General features: G+C 62.2%; 18 protein-coding genes. 8 read left to right on the top strand and 10 right to left on the bottom strand.

Annotated features, from left to right (window positions below):
* Nucleotides 1–4 precede the first annotated feature (4 nt).
* Nucleotides 5–271 carry a cold shock domain-containing protein CspD gene (gene cspD, locus ACF8RA_RS02135; protein ID WP_176682276.1) on the bottom strand — a complete coding sequence of 89 codons (267 nt, stop codon included), beginning with the start codon at nucleotides 269–271 and terminating at the stop codon, nucleotides 5–7.
* Between the two features lie 230 nt (nucleotides 272–501).
* On the opposite strand from cspD, the gene clpS reads away from it, so the two are divergent.
* Together clpS and clpA are read left to right on the top strand one after the other, a co-directional pair.
* Nucleotides 502–864, top strand: a complete 363-nt coding sequence (clpS, locus tag ACF8RA_RS02130) for an ATP-dependent Clp protease adapter ClpS (RefSeq protein ID WP_003251220.1) — start codon at nucleotides 502–504, stop codon at nucleotides 862–864.
* Between the two features lie 30 nt (nucleotides 865–894).
* Nucleotides 895–3,165, top strand: coding sequence for an ATP-dependent Clp protease ATP-binding subunit ClpA (clpA, locus tag ACF8RA_RS02125; RefSeq protein WP_012051826.1), 2,271 nt, complete (start codon nucleotides 895–897; stop codon nucleotides 3,163–3,165).
* 85 nt (nucleotides 3,166–3,250) lie between these two features.
* Here clpA and infA read toward each other — a convergent pair whose 3' ends face one another.
* From infA to aat, 3 genes are all read right to left on the bottom strand, one after another.
* Nucleotides 3,251–3,469: a translation initiation factor IF-1 gene (gene infA, locus ACF8RA_RS02120; protein ID WP_002553999.1), complete on the bottom strand. Its 219-nt coding sequence runs from the start codon at nucleotides 3,467–3,469 to the stop codon at nucleotides 3,251–3,253.
* Between the two features lie 101 nt (nucleotides 3,470–3,570).
* Nucleotides 3,571–4,278, bottom strand: a complete 708-nt coding sequence (locus tag ACF8RA_RS02115) for an arginyltransferase (RefSeq protein ID WP_176682277.1) — start codon at nucleotides 4,276–4,278, stop codon at nucleotides 3,571–3,573.
* 56 nt (nucleotides 4,279–4,334) lie between these two features.
* Complete coding sequence (gene aat, locus ACF8RA_RS02110) at nucleotides 4,335–5,015, bottom strand: leucyl/phenylalanyl-tRNA--protein transferase (RefSeq protein WP_209967039.1); 681 nt, start codon at nucleotides 5,013–5,015, stop codon at nucleotides 4,335–4,337.
* Nucleotides 5,016–5,410: 395 nt separating this feature from the next.
* On the opposite strand from aat, the gene ACF8RA_RS02105 reads away from it, so the two are divergent.
* The 6 genes from ACF8RA_RS02105 (at nucleotide 5,411) to cysG (ending at nucleotide 13,001) form a co-directional block, all read left to right on the top strand.
* Nucleotides 5,411–7,903 carry a DNA translocase FtsK gene (locus ACF8RA_RS02105; RefSeq protein WP_392518733.1) on the top strand — a complete coding sequence of 831 codons (2,493 nt, stop codon included), beginning with the start codon at nucleotides 5,411–5,413 and terminating at the stop codon, nucleotides 7,901–7,903.
* A gap of 62 nt (nucleotides 7,904–7,965) precedes the next feature.
* Nucleotides 7,966–8,589, top strand: coding sequence for an outer membrane lipoprotein chaperone LolA (gene lolA / locus ACF8RA_RS02100; protein ID WP_176682280.1), 624 nt, complete (start codon nucleotides 7,966–7,968; stop codon nucleotides 8,587–8,589).
* Nucleotides 8,590–8,601: 12 nt separating this feature from the next.
* Complete coding sequence (locus ACF8RA_RS02095) at nucleotides 8,602–9,927, top strand: replication-associated recombination protein A (RefSeq protein ID WP_176682281.1); 1,326 nt, start codon at nucleotides 8,602–8,604, stop codon at nucleotides 9,925–9,927.
* Entirely contained in the window at nucleotides 9,924–10,298 is a 375-nt protein-coding gene (gene crcB, locus ACF8RA_RS02090; protein ID WP_176682282.1) for a fluoride efflux transporter CrcB, read from the top strand. The genes ACF8RA_RS02095 and crcB overlap by 4 nt, the downstream gene beginning before the upstream one ends.
* A 30-nt stretch (nucleotides 10,299–10,328) precedes the next feature.
* Complete coding sequence (gene serS / locus ACF8RA_RS02085) at nucleotides 10,329–11,609, top strand: serine--tRNA ligase (RefSeq protein WP_392518732.1); 1,281 nt, start codon at nucleotides 10,329–10,331, stop codon at nucleotides 11,607–11,609.
* Nucleotides 11,610–13,001 carry a siroheme synthase CysG gene (cysG, locus tag ACF8RA_RS02080; protein ID WP_176682283.1) on the top strand — a complete coding sequence of 464 codons (1,392 nt, stop codon included), beginning with the start codon at nucleotides 11,610–11,612 and terminating at the stop codon, nucleotides 12,999–13,001. It abuts the gene before it with no gap.
* Nucleotides 13,002–13,034: 33 nt separating this feature from the next.
* Here cysG and ACF8RA_RS02075 read toward each other — a convergent pair whose 3' ends face one another.
* From ACF8RA_RS02075 to tusD, 6 genes are all read right to left on the bottom strand, one after another.
* On the bottom strand, nucleotides 13,035–13,994 hold the full coding sequence (locus ACF8RA_RS02075; RefSeq protein ID WP_392488505.1) for a glutathione S-transferase family protein: 960 nt from the start codon (nucleotides 13,992–13,994) through the stop codon (nucleotides 13,035–13,037).
* A gap of 93 nt (nucleotides 13,995–14,087) precedes the next feature.
* Nucleotides 14,088–15,089, bottom strand: coding sequence for a glycosyl transferase family protein (locus ACF8RA_RS02070; RefSeq protein WP_392488504.1), 1,002 nt, complete (start codon nucleotides 15,087–15,089; stop codon nucleotides 14,088–14,090).
* Complete coding sequence (locus ACF8RA_RS02065; RefSeq protein WP_010954804.1) at nucleotides 15,086–15,421, bottom strand: TusE/DsrC/DsvC family sulfur relay protein; 336 nt, start codon at nucleotides 15,419–15,421, stop codon at nucleotides 15,086–15,088. Before ACF8RA_RS02065 ends, ACF8RA_RS02070 begins: the two co-directional genes overlap by 4 nt.
* Nucleotides 15,418–15,714: a sulfurtransferase complex subunit TusB gene (gene tusB, locus ACF8RA_RS02060; RefSeq protein WP_392488503.1), complete on the bottom strand. Its 297-nt coding sequence runs from the start codon at nucleotides 15,712–15,714 to the stop codon at nucleotides 15,418–15,420. Before tusB ends, ACF8RA_RS02065 begins: the two co-directional genes overlap by 4 nt.
* On the bottom strand, nucleotides 15,714–16,073 hold the full coding sequence (tusC, locus tag ACF8RA_RS02055) for a sulfurtransferase complex subunit TusC (RefSeq protein WP_176682287.1): 360 nt from the start codon (nucleotides 16,071–16,073) through the stop codon (nucleotides 15,714–15,716). The genes tusB and tusC overlap by 1 nt, the downstream gene beginning before the upstream one ends.
* A gap of 1 nt (nucleotide 16,074) precedes the next feature.
* Nucleotides 16,075–16,467 carry a sulfurtransferase complex subunit TusD gene (gene tusD / locus ACF8RA_RS02050; RefSeq protein ID WP_176682288.1) on the bottom strand — a complete coding sequence of 131 codons (393 nt, stop codon included), beginning with the start codon at nucleotides 16,465–16,467 and terminating at the stop codon, nucleotides 16,075–16,077.
* Nucleotides 16,468–16,517 lie beyond the last annotated feature (50 nt).

The following is a 16,517-nucleotide window of genomic DNA, read 5'->3' as shown; positions in this document are numbered from 1 at the left end:
GCAGTCAGGCTTTTGCGGTTTCGCTTTGCGGCTCGCCCAAGGATCTGGCAGCCTCTGCTGCTGCGGCCGCGGCATCCTTGATTTCGACGGCGTGCAAGCCTTTGGGGCCCTGGACGATGTCGAATACCACGGCCTGGCCTGCCTTCAGGGTCTTGTAACCGTCCATTCGGATGGCGGAATAATGGGCGAACAGGTCATCGGATTTACCTTCCTCATTGATGAATCCATAGCCCTTGGCATTGTTGAACCACTTGACTTTACCGCTTGCCATCCCTATGTCCCTCTGCAAAGGACTCCATCACTGGAGTATCATCCACTTCATCCGCATACGAACCTTGCGAAAAATCTGGTTGACTGCGCGGATCTTTATCGCCCACGGTGGGTTCTTATTGGTTGTAACACCGTTTTGCCGATAGTCAAGGTCACGCGGCGCCTGCGCTGGCGGTGGCCTGTGCAGTCAACCCGCAACCTTAACCTGACGCTCATGATGAAATTCTTTCCATGCATGCACCTAGTGAGATTCGACTAACATTCAATCAGGATCGCCCGCAATCGAATGAGGACGACGGCTCAGGTCTTGCAGTCCAGGAAGCCAAGCCGATCCTGCAGGCGCCACCGATGTACAAGGTGGTTTTGTTCAACGATGACTACACGCCAATGGATTTCGTCGTCGAAGTGCTCGAGACGTTCTTCAGTCTGAACCGCGAGCTGGCGACCAAGATCATGCTGACCGTCCATACCGAAGGGCGGGCAGTGTGCGGATTGTTTACCCGTGACATCGCCGAAACAAAGGCTATGCAGGTCAACCAATACGCCAGGGAAAGCCAGCATCCGCTACTCTGTGAAATCGAGAAGGACGGTTAATCGCCGACCACTTGGGTATGAGGTGAAGCTATGTTAAACCGCGAGCTCGAAGTCACCCTCAATCTTGCCTTCAAGGAGGCCCGTTCGAAGCGTCATGAGTTCATGACCGTCGAACATCTGCTGCTGGCACTCCTTGACAATGAGGCTGCCGCGACCGTTCTGCGCGCCTGTGGCGCCAATCTCGACAAGCTCAAGCACGACCTGCAAGAGTTCATCGATTCCACCACGCCGTTGATCCCTGTGAACGACGAAGACCGTGAAACCCAGCCGACCCTGGGCTTCCAGCGCGTGCTTCAGCGTGCCGTGTTCCACGTGCAAAGCTCTGGCAAGCGCGAAGTGACCGGCGCCAACGTGCTGGTGGCGATCTTCAGCGAACAGGAAAGCCAGGCCGTGTTCCTGCTCAAGCAGCAGAGCGTGGCCCGTATCGACGTGGTCAACTACATCGCCCATGGCATCTCCAAGGTGCCAGGGCATGGTGCGCAATCTGAAAGCGACCAGGACATGCAGGACGAAGAGGGCGGTGAAACCTCCTCTTCGAGCAACCCGCTGGACGCCTACGCCAGCAACCTGAACGAACTGGCCCGTGCTGGCCGTATCGACCCGCTGGTAGGTCGCGAGCAGGAAGTGGAGCGCGTGGCGCAAATCCTGGCCCGTCGGCGCAAGAACAACCCGCTGTTGGTGGGTGAGGCAGGCGTGGGCAAGACGGCCATCGCCGAAGGCCTGGCCAAGCGCATCGTCGATGGTCAGGTGCCTGACCTGCTGGCACAGAGCGTGGTGTACTCCCTCGATCTGGGTGCCTTGCTGGCCGGAACCAAGTACCGTGGTGACTTCGAGAAGCGCTTCAAGGCGCTGCTCGGTGAGCTGCGCAAGCGTCCGCAGGCCATCCTGTTCATCGACGAGATTCACACCATTATCGGTGCCGGCGCGGCGTCGGGCGGGGTGATGGATGCCTCCAATCTGCTCAAGCCGTTGCTGTCGTCGGGTGAAATCCGCTGCATCGGTTCGACCACGTTCCAGGAGTTTCGCGGCATCTTCGAGAAGGATCGTGCCTTGGCGCGTCGTTTCCAGAAGGTGGATGTCAGCGAGCCATCGGTCGAAGACACCGTGGGCATCCTGCGCGGCCTGAAAGGCCGTTTCGAAAGCCACCACAACATCGAGTACAGCGACGAAGCCCTGCGCGCCGCCGCCGAACTGGCCTCGCGCTACATCAATGACCGGCACATGCCTGACAAGGCCATTGATGTGATCGACGAGGCTGGTGCTTACCAGCGCCTGCAGCCGGAGGCCAATCGCGTCAAGCGCATCGATGTGCCGCAAGTGGAAGACATCGTCGCCAAGATCGCGAGAATTCCGCCGAAGCACGTCACCAGTTCCGACAAGGAGCTGCTGCGCAACCTTGAGCGCGACCTGAAACTGACCGTGTTTGGCCAGGACCAGGCAATCGACTCGCTGGCCACTGCGATCAAGTTGTCCCGTGCCGGCCTCAAGTCGCCAGACAAGCCGGTGGGTTCGTTCCTGTTCGCCGGCCCTACCGGCGTCGGCAAGACCGAAGCGGCGCGGCAGCTGGCCAAGGCACTGGGTGTGGAATTGGTGCGTTTCGACATGTCTGAGTACATGGAGCGCCACACCGTGTCGCGTTTGATTGGTGCGCCGCCGGGTTATGTCGGTTTTGACCAGGGTGGCTTGTTGACCGAGGCAATCACCAAACAGCCGCACTGCGTATTGTTGCTCGACGAAATCGAGAAGGCCCACCCGGAAGTCTTCAATCTGCTGCTGCAGGTGATGGATCACGGGACCCTGACCGACAACAACGGGCGCAAGGCCGACTTCCGTAACGTGATCCTGATCATGACCACCAACGCCGGTGCAGAAACCGCGGCGCGGGCGTCGATCGGCTTCACTCATCAGGACCACGCGTCCGATGCCATGGAAGTGATCCGCAAAAGCTTCACGCCAGAGTTCCGCAACCGTCTGGATACCATCATCCAGTTTGGCCGCCTGAGCACGGAGACGATCAAAAGCATCGTCGACAAGTTCCTTATCGAACTGCAGGCGCAGCTGGAAGACAAGCGTGTGCTGCTGGAGGTCAGCGATGAAGCGCGCGGTTGGCTGGCGGTGTCGGGCTATGACGTGCAGATGGGTGCGCGGCCAATGGCGCGGCTGATCCAGGACAAGATCAAGCGGCCGCTGGCCGAGGAGATCCTGTTTGGCGAGCTGGCCGAGCATGGTGGCGTGGTGCATGTCGACCTGCGCGATGGCGAACTGGTGTTCGACTTCGAAACCACGGCTGAGGTCGCGTGATGTGCAGGGGCTGCCTTGCAGCCCCTGCAATTTCTTGAGGCACAAAAAAGCCCGGCACCTGGCCGGGCTTTTTCATGGCTTGAGCTTAGCGCGCACGGTAGGTGATGCGGCCCTTGCTCAGGTCGTACGGCGTCAGCTCGACGCGGACCTTGTCGCCAGTGAGAATACGGATGTAGTTCTTGCGCATCTTTCCGGAGATGTGCGCGGTTACGACGTGCCCGTTTTCCAACTCCACGCGGAACATGGTGTTGGGCAGGGTGTCGACGACAGTACCTTCCATTTCGAAGCTGTCTTCTTTCGACATGCAGTTGAGCCCTCGGATCCAGTGTTAGCCCGACGCATATCCGCACCGGGCAAAAAAGTGGCGTGGATTATGCCGGAAAACTGCGTGTCAAGCCAATGCTTTCAGTTGAGGGTGACCCAGCGCTGGTTTATCAGCAACTCGATGGGGCGGTACTGCGTCTTGTAGTTCATCTTCTTGCAGTTCTTGATCCAGTAGCCCAGGTAAACCGCCTCCAGGTCCTGGCGCAGCGCTTCGGTGATCTGCCAGAGAATGGCGAAACGGCCAAGGCTGCGGCGCTCCTCGTCCGGCTCGTAGAAGGTGTACACCGCCGACAGGCCATTGGGTAGCAGGTCGCACACTGCCACCGCCATCAACCGGCCTTCCAGGCGAAACTCGTAGAACCAGCAGAACGGCAGGTCGCGCACCAGGAAGGTGGAGAACTGATCGCGGCTGGGCGGGTACATGTCGCCGTCGGCGTGGCGCGTTTCGATATAGCGCCGGTACAGCTCGAAATACTCTTCCCTGAACGCCGGGCGTGCTGCGGTTACGGTCAGGTCGGCGTTACGCTTGAGAATGCGCCGCTGCTGGCGGTTGGGGATGAAGCGCGCCGCCGGGATGCGCGCCGGCACGCAGGCATTGCAGTTCTGGCAGTGCGGGCGGTACAGGTGGTCGCCACTGCGGCGAAAGCCCATTTCCGATAAATCGGCGTACACATGCACGTCCATCGGCTGGCTGGGGTCGAGGAACAGCGTGGTCGCCTGCTCCTCCGGCAGGTAGCTGCAGGAGTGGGGCTGAGTGGCATAGAACTTCAACCGCGCCAACTCTGTCATGATCAACCCCTTCGGTGAGACTTTGAGTTAAGTGTAAGCCAGCTACGGGAACTCGCCTAGGCAACCCATGAAGCGCTATTGGGCTGGTCAAGGTGGTGTGCCAGGTAGCTGGCGAACTCGGCACGGCTGATGGCGTGGGCGCCCAGGCTGTGCAGGTGGTTGGTGGGCATCTGGCAGTCGATAAGCACGAAACCGGCGTCTCGCAGGTGGTTGACCAAGGTTACGAAACCGACCTTGGAGGCGTTGTCGGCGCGGCTGAACATCGATTCGCCAAAGAACAGCTGGCCCATGGCCAGGCCGTACAGGCCCCCAACCAGTTCGCCATCCTGGCGAACTTCAACCGAATGGGCGATGCCACGGCGGTGCAGTTCGCAGTAGGCGTTGCGCATGGTGTCGGTGATCCAGGTGCCGTCAGCGTAATCGCGCGGCGCGGCGCAGGCGGCGATCACGGCCGGGAAGTCGGTGTCGAAACTGACCTGGTAGCGGCCTTGGCGCATCAGCTTGGCCAGCGAGCGCGAGACATGCAACTGGTCAGGCAGCAACACCGTGCGCGGGTCAGGTGACCACCACAGGATCGGCTGGCCGTCCTGGTACCACGGAAAGCAGCCGTGGCGATACGCCTGCACCAGGCGCTCGGGGCTCAGGTCACCGCCGGCGGCCAGTAGGCCGTTGGGGTCGTGCAGCGCCTTTTCCAGGGGGGGGAAGGTCAGCGAGTCGCGGGTCAGCCAGGTGAGCATGGTCTATCGTGCGGTGGGGGAGGGGAGAGGGCAGCATGGCTTGGGTCAAAAGCGGGGTCAATCTCTTTGGGTGCCTCAACGCCGGCGCGGTACCCTGCACAAGGCTACCCCTACAGAGGGGCACGGCAATTTAGGCAATTTCCTACACATTCATCAAACCGCAGGCACCATCGGCTACATTTGCTGTCACACCTGTGCAAAAACACAGCATAAGCCTTTGTCACAAAAGAAAATGCGTGCTCAAATTGCAGCTATACGAATTCGCCTCCGGCCAAACCCCCATACGGCGTGCCGCCATGGCGGCTGGCGGGCAGTAATGTTAAAAGTAGTGGTTCGTTGGTCGCGCAGCGGCCGATCACTATTGGACGCGCACCACGCGCAGGAATAGACGCGTTTTGAAGAAATCCACCGCAACTCCAGCTCCATTGCCTGTGCCACTGTGGCGGCAGCAGCTGCATTATCGCCTCAAGGAAGGTGCGTTGATCGCTGTCGGCGCCCTGTGCCTGTACCTGTGGATGGCGCTGCTGACCTACGACACCTCGGACCCGGGCTTCAGCCACACCAGCAACGTCGACCAGGTGCAGAATGCAGCCGGGCGTGCCGGTGCCTACTTTGCCGACATCCTGTTCATGGTGCTGGGTTACTTCGCCTATATTTTCCCGCTGCTGCTGGCGGTCAAGACCTGGCAGATTTTCCGCGAACGCCACCAGCCGTGGGACTGGAGCGGCTGGCTGTTCTCCTGGCGGCTGATTGGCCTGGTGTTCCTGGTGCTGTCTGGGGCGGCGCTGGCGCATATCCACTTCCACCCGTCAGCCGGCCTGCCGTTCTCCGCCGGTGGTGCGTTGGGCGAAAGCCTGGGTGACCTGGCGCGCAACCTGCTGAACGTGCAGGGCAGCACGCTGATGTTCATTGCCCTGTTCCTGTTCGGCCTGACCGTCTTCACCGACCTGTCGTGGTTCAAGGTGATGGACCTGACCGGCAAGATCACCCTCGACCTGTGCGAGCTGGTGCAAGGGGCTGCCACCCGCTGGTGGGAAGCGCGCAACGAGCGCAAGCGCCTTGAGGCGCAACTGCGCGAGGACGAACCGGTGTTCAAGGCCGCGCCGATGGCTGCCGAGAAGCGCGAGCCGGCCAAGCCTTCGCTGCGCGAGCGCATCCTCAAGCGTGAAGAAAAAACCGCCCAGCCGGTTGAGCCGACCCTTGCACGCGAACCGATTGTACCGCCGCGTGAAACGGCGCCTGAGGCATTGGCGCCGCGTGAAACCGTGGTGCCCCGCCAGCAGCACCCAGCGCCCACCATTGTGCCGCCGTCAGCCGCCAGGGCGCCGGAGCCGAGCAAGCGGGCGATGAAGGAAAAGCAGGCGCCGCTGTTCGTCGACAGCGCCGTGGAGGGCACCTTGCCTTCGATTTCCATTCTCGACCCGGCTGAACAGAAGAAGATCGAGTATTCGCCAGAATCCCTGGCCGGCGTCGGCCAGTTGCTGGAAATCAAGCTCAAGGAGTTCGGTGTGGAAGTGGCGGTGGATTCGATCCACCCCGGCCCGGTGATTACCCGTTACGAAATCCAGCCGGCCGCAGGCGTGAAGGTCAGCCGCATCGCCAACCTGGCCAAGGACCTGGCGCGTTCGCTGGCCGTGACCAGTGTGCGAGTGGTCGAGGTCATCCCTGGCAAGACCACAGTGGGTATCGAGATACCCAACGAAAACCGCCAGATGGTGCGCTTCTCCGAAGTGCTGGCCACGTCGCAGTATGACGAGCAGAAATCGCCCGTCACGTTGGCGCTGGGCCATGATATCGGCGGCAAGCCGGTGATCACCGACCTGGCCAAGATGCCCCACCTGTTGGTGGCCGGTACGACCGGTTCCGGTAAGTCGGTGGGTGTGAACGCGATGATTTTGTCGATCCTGTTCAAGTCCAGCCCGGAAGACGCGCGGCTGATCATGATCGACCCGAAAATGCTTGAATTGTCGATCTACGAAGGCATTCCGCACCTGCTGTGCCCGGTGGTCACCGACATGAAGGACGCCGCCAATGCCCTGCGCTGGAGCGTGGCCGAGATGGAGCGGCGCTACAAACTCATGGCGGCCATGGGCGTGCGTAACCTGGCCGGTTTCAATCGCAAGATCAAGGACGCCCAGGAGGCTGGCGAAATCATCCATGACCCGCTGTATCGCCGTGAGAGCATGGACGATGAGCCGCCTGCGTTGAAAACCCTGCCGACCATCGTGGTGGTGGTGGACGAATTCGCCGACATGATGATGATCGTCGGCAAGAAGGTCGAGGAGCTGATCGCCCGTATCGCGCAGAAGGCACGGGCGGCCGGTATTCATCTGATCCTCGCCACCCAGCGCCCGTCGGTGGACGTGATCACCGGCCTGATCAAGGCCAACATCCCGACCCGTATGGCGTTCCAGGTGTCGAGCAAGATCGACTCGCGTACCATCATCGACCAGGGCGGTGCCGAGCAGTTGCTGGGCCATGGCGACATGCTGTACATGCCGCCGGGCACCAGCCTGCCGATCCGGGTACACGGCGCATTCGTGTCCGACGACGAAGTGCACCGCACGGTAGAGGCGTGGAAGCTGCGTGGCGCCCCGGACTACAACGACGATATCCTCAACGGCGTCGAAGAAGCCGGTAGCGGCTTTGATGGCGGTGGCGGTGGTGGCGACGGTGACGATGCCGAAACCGACGCCCTGTATGATGAAGCGGTGCAATTCGTGCTTGAGAGCCGTCGTGCCTCCATTTCTGCCGTGCAACGCAAGCTGAAGATCGGCTACAACCGTGCCGCGCGCATGATCGAGTCGATGGAGATGGCCGGCGTTGTCACCCCGATGAACAGCAACGGCTCGCGGGAAGTGATTGCCCCGGGCGGCCCGCGCGACTGATGAACACCCTGCCGGGCGCCAACGGTGGCGTCCGGCCTTTTCAACGCTCAATGAGGATTCCCATGCGCGCGATTCGCATGCTGTTGGTTTCTGCCCTGACCCTGGGCTCGGTTACTGCTTATGCCGGTGAGCAAGACGTACAACGCCTGACGCAGCTGCTGGAAAAGTCGCAGACCATCGAGGCCAACTTCTCCCAGCTGACCCTGGGCGCCGATGGCACCAGCTTGCAGGAAACCTCGGGCAAGATGGCGGTCAAGCGCCCTGGCCTGTTCTACTGGCATACCGATGCGCCACAGGAGCAAGTGGTGGTCTCGGACGGCAAGAACGTCACCCTGTGGGACCCGGACCTGGAGCAGGCCACCATCAAGAAGCTCGACGTGCGGCTGAACCAGACCCCAGCCCTGTTGCTGTCCGGTGATGTGTCGAAGATCAGCCAGAGCTTTGACATTGCGTCCAAGGAGCAGGGCGAAGTGATGGACTTCACCCTCAAGCCAAAGACCAAGGACACCCTGTTCGACTCGCTGCGCGTGTCGTTCCGCAAAGGCCTGATCAACGACATGCAACTGATCGACAGCGTCGGCCAGCGCACCAACATCCTGTTCAATGGCGTCAAGGCCAACCAGGCGGTGCCGGACAGCAAGTTCAAGTTCGACATCCCCAAGGGCGCGGACGTGATCAAGGAGTAACCAGAGCTCGCCATGGACCTGTTTCGAAGCGAACCCGTCGCCCAGCCCCTGGCCGCCCGTCTGCGCCCCTCCAGCCTGGACGAGTACGTCGGCCAGGAGCACCTGCTGGCGCGCGGCAAACCGCTGCGCGAGGCGCTGGAGCAAGGTGCGCTGCATTCGATGATCTTCTGGGGCCCTCCCGGGGTCGGCAAGACCACGCTGGCGCGGTTGCTGGCGCAGTTCTGCGATGCGCACTTCGAAACGGTGTCGGCAGTGCTGGCCGGGGTGAAAGAGATCCGCCAGGCGGTGGAGGTGGCCAAACAGCAGGCTGGCCAGTATGGCCGTCGCACCATCCTGTTCGTTGACGAAGTGCACCGCTTCAACAAGTCGCAGCAGGATGCCTTTTTGCCCTATGTGGAAGACGGCACCCTGCTGTTCATCGGCGCCACCACCGAGAACCCGTCGTTCGAGCTGAACAATGCGCTGCTTTCGCGGGCGCGGGTGTATGTGCTCAAGAGCCTGGACGAAGCGGCCCTGCGCAAGCTGGTCAACCGTGCGCTGACGGAAGAGCGTGGCCTGGGCAAGCGCAACCTGCGGGTGGGCGACGACGCCTTCAAGATGCTGATGGCCGCCGCCGACGGCGATGGCCGGCGCATGCTCAACTTCCTCGAGAACGCCTCGGACCTGGCTGAAGACGGCAGCGAGATCGACGTCGAGATGCTGCAGAGCCTGCTGGGTGACAGTCGCCGCCGGTTCGACAAGGGCGGCGAGGCGTTCTACGACCAGATTTCCGCGCTGCACAAGTCGGTGCGCGGCTCCAACCCCGATGGCGCCCTGTACTGGTTTGCCCGCATGCTCGACGGCGGCTGTGATCCGCTGTACATCGCCCGCCGTGTGGTGCGCATGGCCAGCGAGGACATCGGCAATGCCGACCCCCGTGCGCTTAGCCTGTGCCTGGCAGCCTGGGATGTGCAGGAGCGCCTTGGCAGCCCCGAGGGCGAATTGGCGGTGGCCCAGGCCATCACCTACCTGGCCTGTGCGCCCAAGAGCAACGCGGTGTACGTGGGCTTCAAGACTGCCCTGCGCGAAGCGGCCGAGCACGGTTCGCTGGAGGTGCCGTTGCACCTGCGCAATGCCCCGACCAAGCTGATGAAGCAGTTGGGCTATGGCGACGAGTACCGCTATGCCCACGATGAACCCGACGCCTACGCTGCTGGTGAGGATTACTTCCCCGACGAGCTGGAGCCACGCCAGTACTATCAGCCGGTGCCCCGTGGCCTGGAACTGAAAATTGGCGAGAAGCTGCGCCACCTGGCCGATCTCGACCGCAACAGCCCCCGCCAGCGGAGAAAATCATGATTGCACTTATCGCCGCGGTCAGCGCGGGTGGTATCGCCGGTACCTTGTTGCGCTTTGCTACCACCAACTGGGTGGCGGCCCACTGGCCACGGCACTTCTATGTCGGTACGCTGGCGGTCAACCTGGTTGGCTGCCTGCTGATCGGCTTGCTCTATGGCCTGTTCTTGCACAAGCCGCTGGCGCCGGTAGAGTTGCGCGCCAGCCTGATTGTCGGCTTTCTCGGTGGCCTGACGACCTTTTCCTCCTTCTCGCTCGATACCGTGCGCCTGATGGAAAGCGGGCAAGTGCCCCTTGCCTTGGGCTATACCAGTATCAGCGTGGTGGGCGGGCTGCTCGCAACCTGGGCTGGCTTGTCCCTGACCCGATTCTGAACCAACACCTACACATAACGAGAGAACGATATGCTCGATTCCAAACTGTTACGCGGCCAACTTCAGGAAGTGGCGGACCGCCTGGCCTCCCGTGGCTTCAGCCTGGATGTCGCGCGCATCGAATCACTGGAAGAGCGCCGCAAGGCGGTGCAGACCCGCACCGAACAACTGCAGGCTGAGCGTAACGCCCGTTCCAAGTCCATCGGCCAGGCCAAGGCCAAGGGCGAAGACATCGCCCCGCTGATGGCTGACGTCGAGCGCATGGCCAACGAACTGACTGCCGGCAAGGCCGAGCTGGACGCCATTCAGGCCGAGCTGGATGGCATCCTGTTGACCATTCCCAACCTGCCGGACGCCAGCGTACCGGTCGGTGTCAGCGAGGACGACAACGTCGAAGTGCGCCGTTGGGGCACGCCGAAGGCGTTCGACTTCGAAATCAAGGACCATGTGGCCCTTGGTGAAATCAGCGGTGGCCTGGACTTCGAAGCGGCTGCCAAGCTGTCCGGCGCCCGTTTTGCTGTGCTGCGTGGTCCGGTTGCCCGTCTGCATCGCGCCCTGGCGCAGTTCATGATCAACCTGCACACCGGCGAACATGGCTACGAGGAACACTACACCCCGTACATGGTGCAGGCCCCGGCGCTGCAGGGCACTGGCCAGTTGCCGAAATTCGAGGAAGACCTGTTCAAGATCACCCGTGAAGGTGAGGCAGACTTCTACCTGATCCCGACCGCCGAAGTGTCGCTGACCAACCTGGTGGCGGGTGAAATCCTCGACGCCAAGCAGTTGCCGCTGAAACTGGTTGCCCACACCCCATGCTTCCGCAGCGAAGCCGGCGCGTCCGGCCGTGACACCCGCGGCATGATCCGCCAGCACCAGTTCGACAAAGTCGAGATGGTGCAGGTGGTAGAGCCGGCCAAGTCGATGGAAGCCCTGGAAGGCCTGACTGCCAACGCCGAGCGTGTGCTGCAGTTGCTTGAGCTGCCATATCGCGTGCTGGCCCTGTGCACTGGCGACATGGGCTTTGGTGCGGTGAAAACCTACGACCTGGAAGTGTGGGTGCCAAGCCAGGACAAGTACCGCGAGATCAGCTCGTGCTCCAACTGCGGTGACTTCCAGGCGCGCCGCATGCAGGCTCGCTGGCGCAACCCGGAAACCGGCAAACCAGAGCTTGTACACACGCTCAACGGCTCCGGTCTGGCCGTAGGCCGTACCCTGGTTGCGGTGCTGGAAAACTACCAGCAGGCCGACGGTTCGATCCTGGTGCCGGAAGTGCTGAAACCGTACATGGGCGGCGTCGAGGTCATCCGCTAAATGGATTACCTGCCGCTGTTCCACAAGCTACAGGGCGGCCGTGTGCTGGTCGTCGGTGGCGGTGAGATCGCCTTGCGCAAGGCGCGCCTGCTGGCCGATGCCGGCGGCGTGCTGCGCGTGGTGGCGCCGGACGTCGACGGCCAGTTGGCCGCGTTGGCCCGGGAAGGTGGCGGTGAGGTGCTGATGCGTGGCTATCGGGCTGCTGACCTGGTCGGTTGCCGGCTGGTGATCGCGGCGACTGACGACCCTGGGCTGAATGCTCAGGTGTCGGCCGATGCGCAGGCCCTTAGCCTGCCGGTCAATGTGGTGGATGCGCCGGCCTTGTGTACGGTGATCTTCCCGGCGATCGTGGATCGTTCGCCGCTGGTAATTGCTGTTTCCAGCGGCGGTGATGCCCCGGTACTGGCGCGCCTGATTCGAGCCAAGCTCGAGGCGTGGATCCCTTCGGCCTATGGTGAGTTGGCCGGGCTGGCGGCACGCTTCCGGCACAAGGTCAAATCCCTGTACCCGGACGTCAACCAGCGTCGAGGCTTCTGGGAGACCGTATTCCAGGGGCCGATCGCCGAGCGTCAGCTGGCCGGGCAGGGTGCTGAAGCCGAACGTCTGTTGCAGGCGATGGTAGACGGCGCACCGGTGCAGCAGGGTGGTGAGGTGTATTTGGTTGGTGCAGGCCCGGGTGATCCGGACTTGCTGACCTTCCGTGCCTTGCGCCTGATGCAGCAGGCCGACGTGGTGCTGTACGACCGCCTGGTTGCGCCCGCCATCATCGATATGTGTCGTCGTGATGCCGAGCGCATCTATGTAGGCAAGCGCCGCGCTGACCATTCTGTGCCGCAGGACCAGATCAACCGCCTGTTGGTCGACCTGGCCCGGCAGGGCAAGCGGGTGCTGCGCCTGAAGGGTGGCGACCCGTTCATCTTCGGCCGGGGCGGCGAAGAGATCGAAGAGTTGGCCGAGCATGGCATTCCGTTCCAGGTGGTGCCGGGTATTACTGCGGCCAGCGGCTGCTCCGCGTATGGCGGCATTCCGCTGACTCACCGTGATTACGCCCAATCGGTACGCTTCGTCACCGGGCACCTCAAGGATGGCACCAGCAACCTGCCGTGGAATGACCTGGTGGCGCCGGCGCAGACCTTGGTGTTCTACATGGGGTTGGTGGGCTTGCCGACCATCTGTGCCGAGCTGATTCGCCATGGGCGTGCCGCGAGTACCCCGGCGGCGTTGGTGCAGCAGGGGACCACGCGTAATCAGCGAGTATTCACCGGTACCTTGGCGGACCTGCCAGACCTGGTGGCCCAGCATGAGGTGCATGCGCCGACCCTGGTGATTGTGGGGGAGGTGGTGCAGTTGCGTGACAAGCTGGCCTGGTTCGAAGGTTCACAGAACAGCTGAAATCGTTGGGGCTGCAAAGCAGCCCCGGCTTCCTCAAGCCTGCCAGATCCCTTTGCCCACCAACCGTTCTCGATCATGCGGCAAGCCAAAGTCCTGCAAAGGCCCTTTGGGTACAATCCCGTTCGGGTTGATGGTCTTGTGGCTCATGTAATAGTGCTTCTGGATATGCTCCATGTTCACCGTACCTGCCACCCCTGGCCATTGGTACAGCTCACGCAGCCAGTTCGACAGGTTGTGGTAGTCGCTCAGGCGGCGCAGGTTGCACTTGAAGTGCCCGTGGTACACCGCGTCGAAGCGCACCAGTGTAGTGAACAGGCGTACATCAGCCTCGGTCAGGTACTCACCCGCCAGGTAGCGATTGCGGCCTAGCAAGGCTTCCAGGTAATCCAGTTCGTTGAACACATCGTCAAAGGCAGCCTCGTAGGCGTCTTGCGTGGTGGCAAAGCCTGCGCGGTACACACCGTTGTTCACCGCTGGGTAGATACGCTCGTTCAGTGCTTCGATAGTCGGGCGCAGCGATGCGGGGTAAAGGTCCAGGGTATTGCCAGTCAGCTCGTTGAACGCGCTGTTGAATATGCGGATGATTTCTGCAGACTCATTGTTGACGATGCACTTCTCTTTCTTGTCCCACAGCACTGGTACCGTCACGCGCCCCGTATAGTGCGGGTCATCCTGCGTATAGCGTTGGTGCAGGTACTGCAGGGCGTCGAGGTGGTCCCCGCTGGAGCCTTGCTGTTGGTCGAAGGTCCAGCCATGGTCCTGCATCAGCCAACTGACCACCGACACGTCGATCAATGGCTCCAGGCCTTTCAGCGCACGAACGATCAGGGTGCGGTGGGCCCATGGGCAGGCCAGCGACACGTACAGGTGGTAGCGGCCTGCCTCGGGGGCGGGCAGCTGATTGCGGCGCTGGGCGTTCTCTCGCTTGAACGTGCCGTCTTTGCCGTTTTCATACCACTGGTCGTGCCAGCGGCCATCGATCAATAGGCCCATGGTGAGCTCCTGAAACAAGTTGTTTGTCGTTGGAGCCCAGTCTAGGGAAAATCGTTCGAAGAAATAGCGCAAAGATCGGGGTTCTATTATCGGCTAAATCGATCTATCTCGAGTGTCCCAGTAGCCTTGCGCTGTTACGAACGCCTGCTCACGGTGCTGTCCCAGACCACGCAGGGCCAGGGCCATGGTCGCGATCAGGGCCTTTTCGCCATAACTGTCTTCTACTTCGCCACGCCAGAACGCCAGCAAGTGCTGGGCCTGCAAGCTGGGCGGCTTGACATGGCGGCGTTCGCTCAGCGCTGGCCATTCTTCATCCCACGCTTCACCTGCCGTGGTGCCGTAGAGATGGCTGATGACATCGGGGTTGACCTCGATTTCGCCGCCATCCCCCTTGATCACCACGGCATGGTCGCCCAGCAGGCGGCTGGCCTCGCGGTGCACTGCCTGGTAACCAGGGTGAAAGATGCTCTGCAGTCCACAGCGAGCGCCCAGCGGGTTGAGCACCCGAGCCAGCGAATGGATGGGCGAGCGCAGGCCCAGGGTGTTGCGCAGGTCGATCATGCGTTGCAGCTGCGGCGCCCAGTCGTGCAGCGGGAAGAATGCCAGCTGGTGCTGGTCCAGCGCCTTGCCGACGGCGGCCCAGTCGCGGCACAGCGGAATCTGCAGCAGGCCGAGCAGTTGCTCTGTGTACATACGCCCGGCAGTGTGTGCGCCGCCGCCGTGCATCAAGATGCGCACGCCATTGTTGGCCAGGCACTTGGCCGCCAGCAGGTACCAGGGCAGGTGACGCTTCTTGCCGGCGTAAGTGGGCCAGTCCAGGTCAACGGTGATGCGCGGCGCCTGCAGGTGGGCGCGCAGGGCCTCGGTGAAGCCTGCCAGCTCTTCGGCGCTTTCTTCCTTGTGCCGCAGCAGCATGAGGAAGGCACCGAGCTGGGTGTCTTCGACCTTGCCTTCCAGCAGCAGGGTCATGGCTGCGCGGGCCTCTTCGCGGGTCAGCCCACGCGCGCCGCGCTTGCCTTTGCCGAGAATGCGCACGAATTCGGCGAACGGGTGTTCGGCGGGGGTTTCCAGAGTGAGCGGACGAGGTTCGGTCATATGCAGTTGGTCGGCTTGGGCAGGCCCGCCAGCTTGGCGGCAAGTTTGGCGGGGGTGCCGTTGAACAGGCGGTTCAGGTGCGGGCTGTTGCCCTTTTCAGGGCCCAGCTTGAGGGCCGTGTACTTGATCAGCGGGCGCGTGGCCGGAGACAGCTGGTATTCCTGGTAGAACTGACGGAGCAGTTCGAGGATTTCCCAGTGGTCTGCCGTCAACGGGATACCTTCGCGCTTGGCCAGCGCCTCGGCGGCGTCGTGGGACCAATCTTGCAGGTCGACCAGGAAGCCATCCTTGTCCAGGGCGATCACCTGATCGCCAACGGTGAGCGTATTCATAGCCAGCTGTTGACCTTGTCGTATTGCAGCGACAGTTCGACGAACCCGGCGTAGTCCACGGCCTTTGCCAGGTCGTTGCCGACCGCGCGGGCCTGTACATCCTCGTCCAGGGCGAACAGGCGCTGGGCCAGGCCGGCGGCTTGCAAATGGCCGTGCGGCTCGCTGCCGCTGCGCAGGGCATACACGGCATCGCCGCACAGCAGCAGGGCATCTCCGGCACCGAGCAGGCGCAGGCAACTGGCCAGGCGCTCGTCACCAAACGGGGAATGGGCAATTACATGCAGGGTCTTCATCAGAGCGTTATCACCTGGTCGAAACGGGCTATCAGCGCGGCCAGCGCTGCGTCATCGAGCACTTGCACCGGCAGCGCCAGGGTATGGGCTGCCAGGCCACGACGGGCCAGGCTGTGGTTGCAGGCGAACAGCTCTTCGACACCGAACATCGGCAGCGCCTGCAGGTTGGCAGCCAGGTTCTTCTGTTGCACGGCGGCGGGTTGCTGGTCCGGCGCGAGCTGGAACACACCATCGTCGAGGAACAGCATGCCCAACGGCAGGTCGAACGCGCCGCCGGCCAGGGCGATGTCCAGCGCCTCGCGGGCAGAGGGGCCATTCCACGGTGCCTGACGGCTGATGATCAACAAGGACTTGGCCATATCAGTCGCCTCCGAAGCAGACAAGGCGATCGGCCACTTGCGCGGCCTCGTGCAGTTGGCCCAGCCCCGACAGTTCCCAGGGCTTGGGCAGGTTCACGGCCGGGCGCTGGTAGCGGTTGGCCTCGGCTTCGTCGAGCACGCCACGGCGCAGGGCGGCGGCGATACACACCACGGCGTCCAACTGATGGGTCTGTATGAATGTGCGCCACTGGCCAGCCACGTCCAGTTCGTCCTGGGGAGCGACCACGTTGGCCGAGGCACTGTGTACCCCGTCCTGATAGAAGAACAGCCGGGCAATCTCATGCCCGCCGGCCAGCACTGCCTCGGCGAAACGCAGGGCGCGCCGCGAAGAGGGCACGTGGGCCGGGGAGAACACCGCGATAGCGAATTTCATGGCTAACTCATGCAAAGGAATGGTGCCATGATAAAGCAAAAAAGCCCGCG

This window comes from Pseudomonas sp. FYR_5 (assembly GCF_043106315.1).
In the GTDB taxonomy this organism is placed as follows: Bacteria; Pseudomonadota; Gammaproteobacteria; order Pseudomonadales; family Pseudomonadaceae; genus Aquipseudomonas; species Aquipseudomonas putida_Y.
Note: the sequence above shows the minus strand (reverse complement) of the source record. Positions and strands in the feature narration are given on the sequence as shown.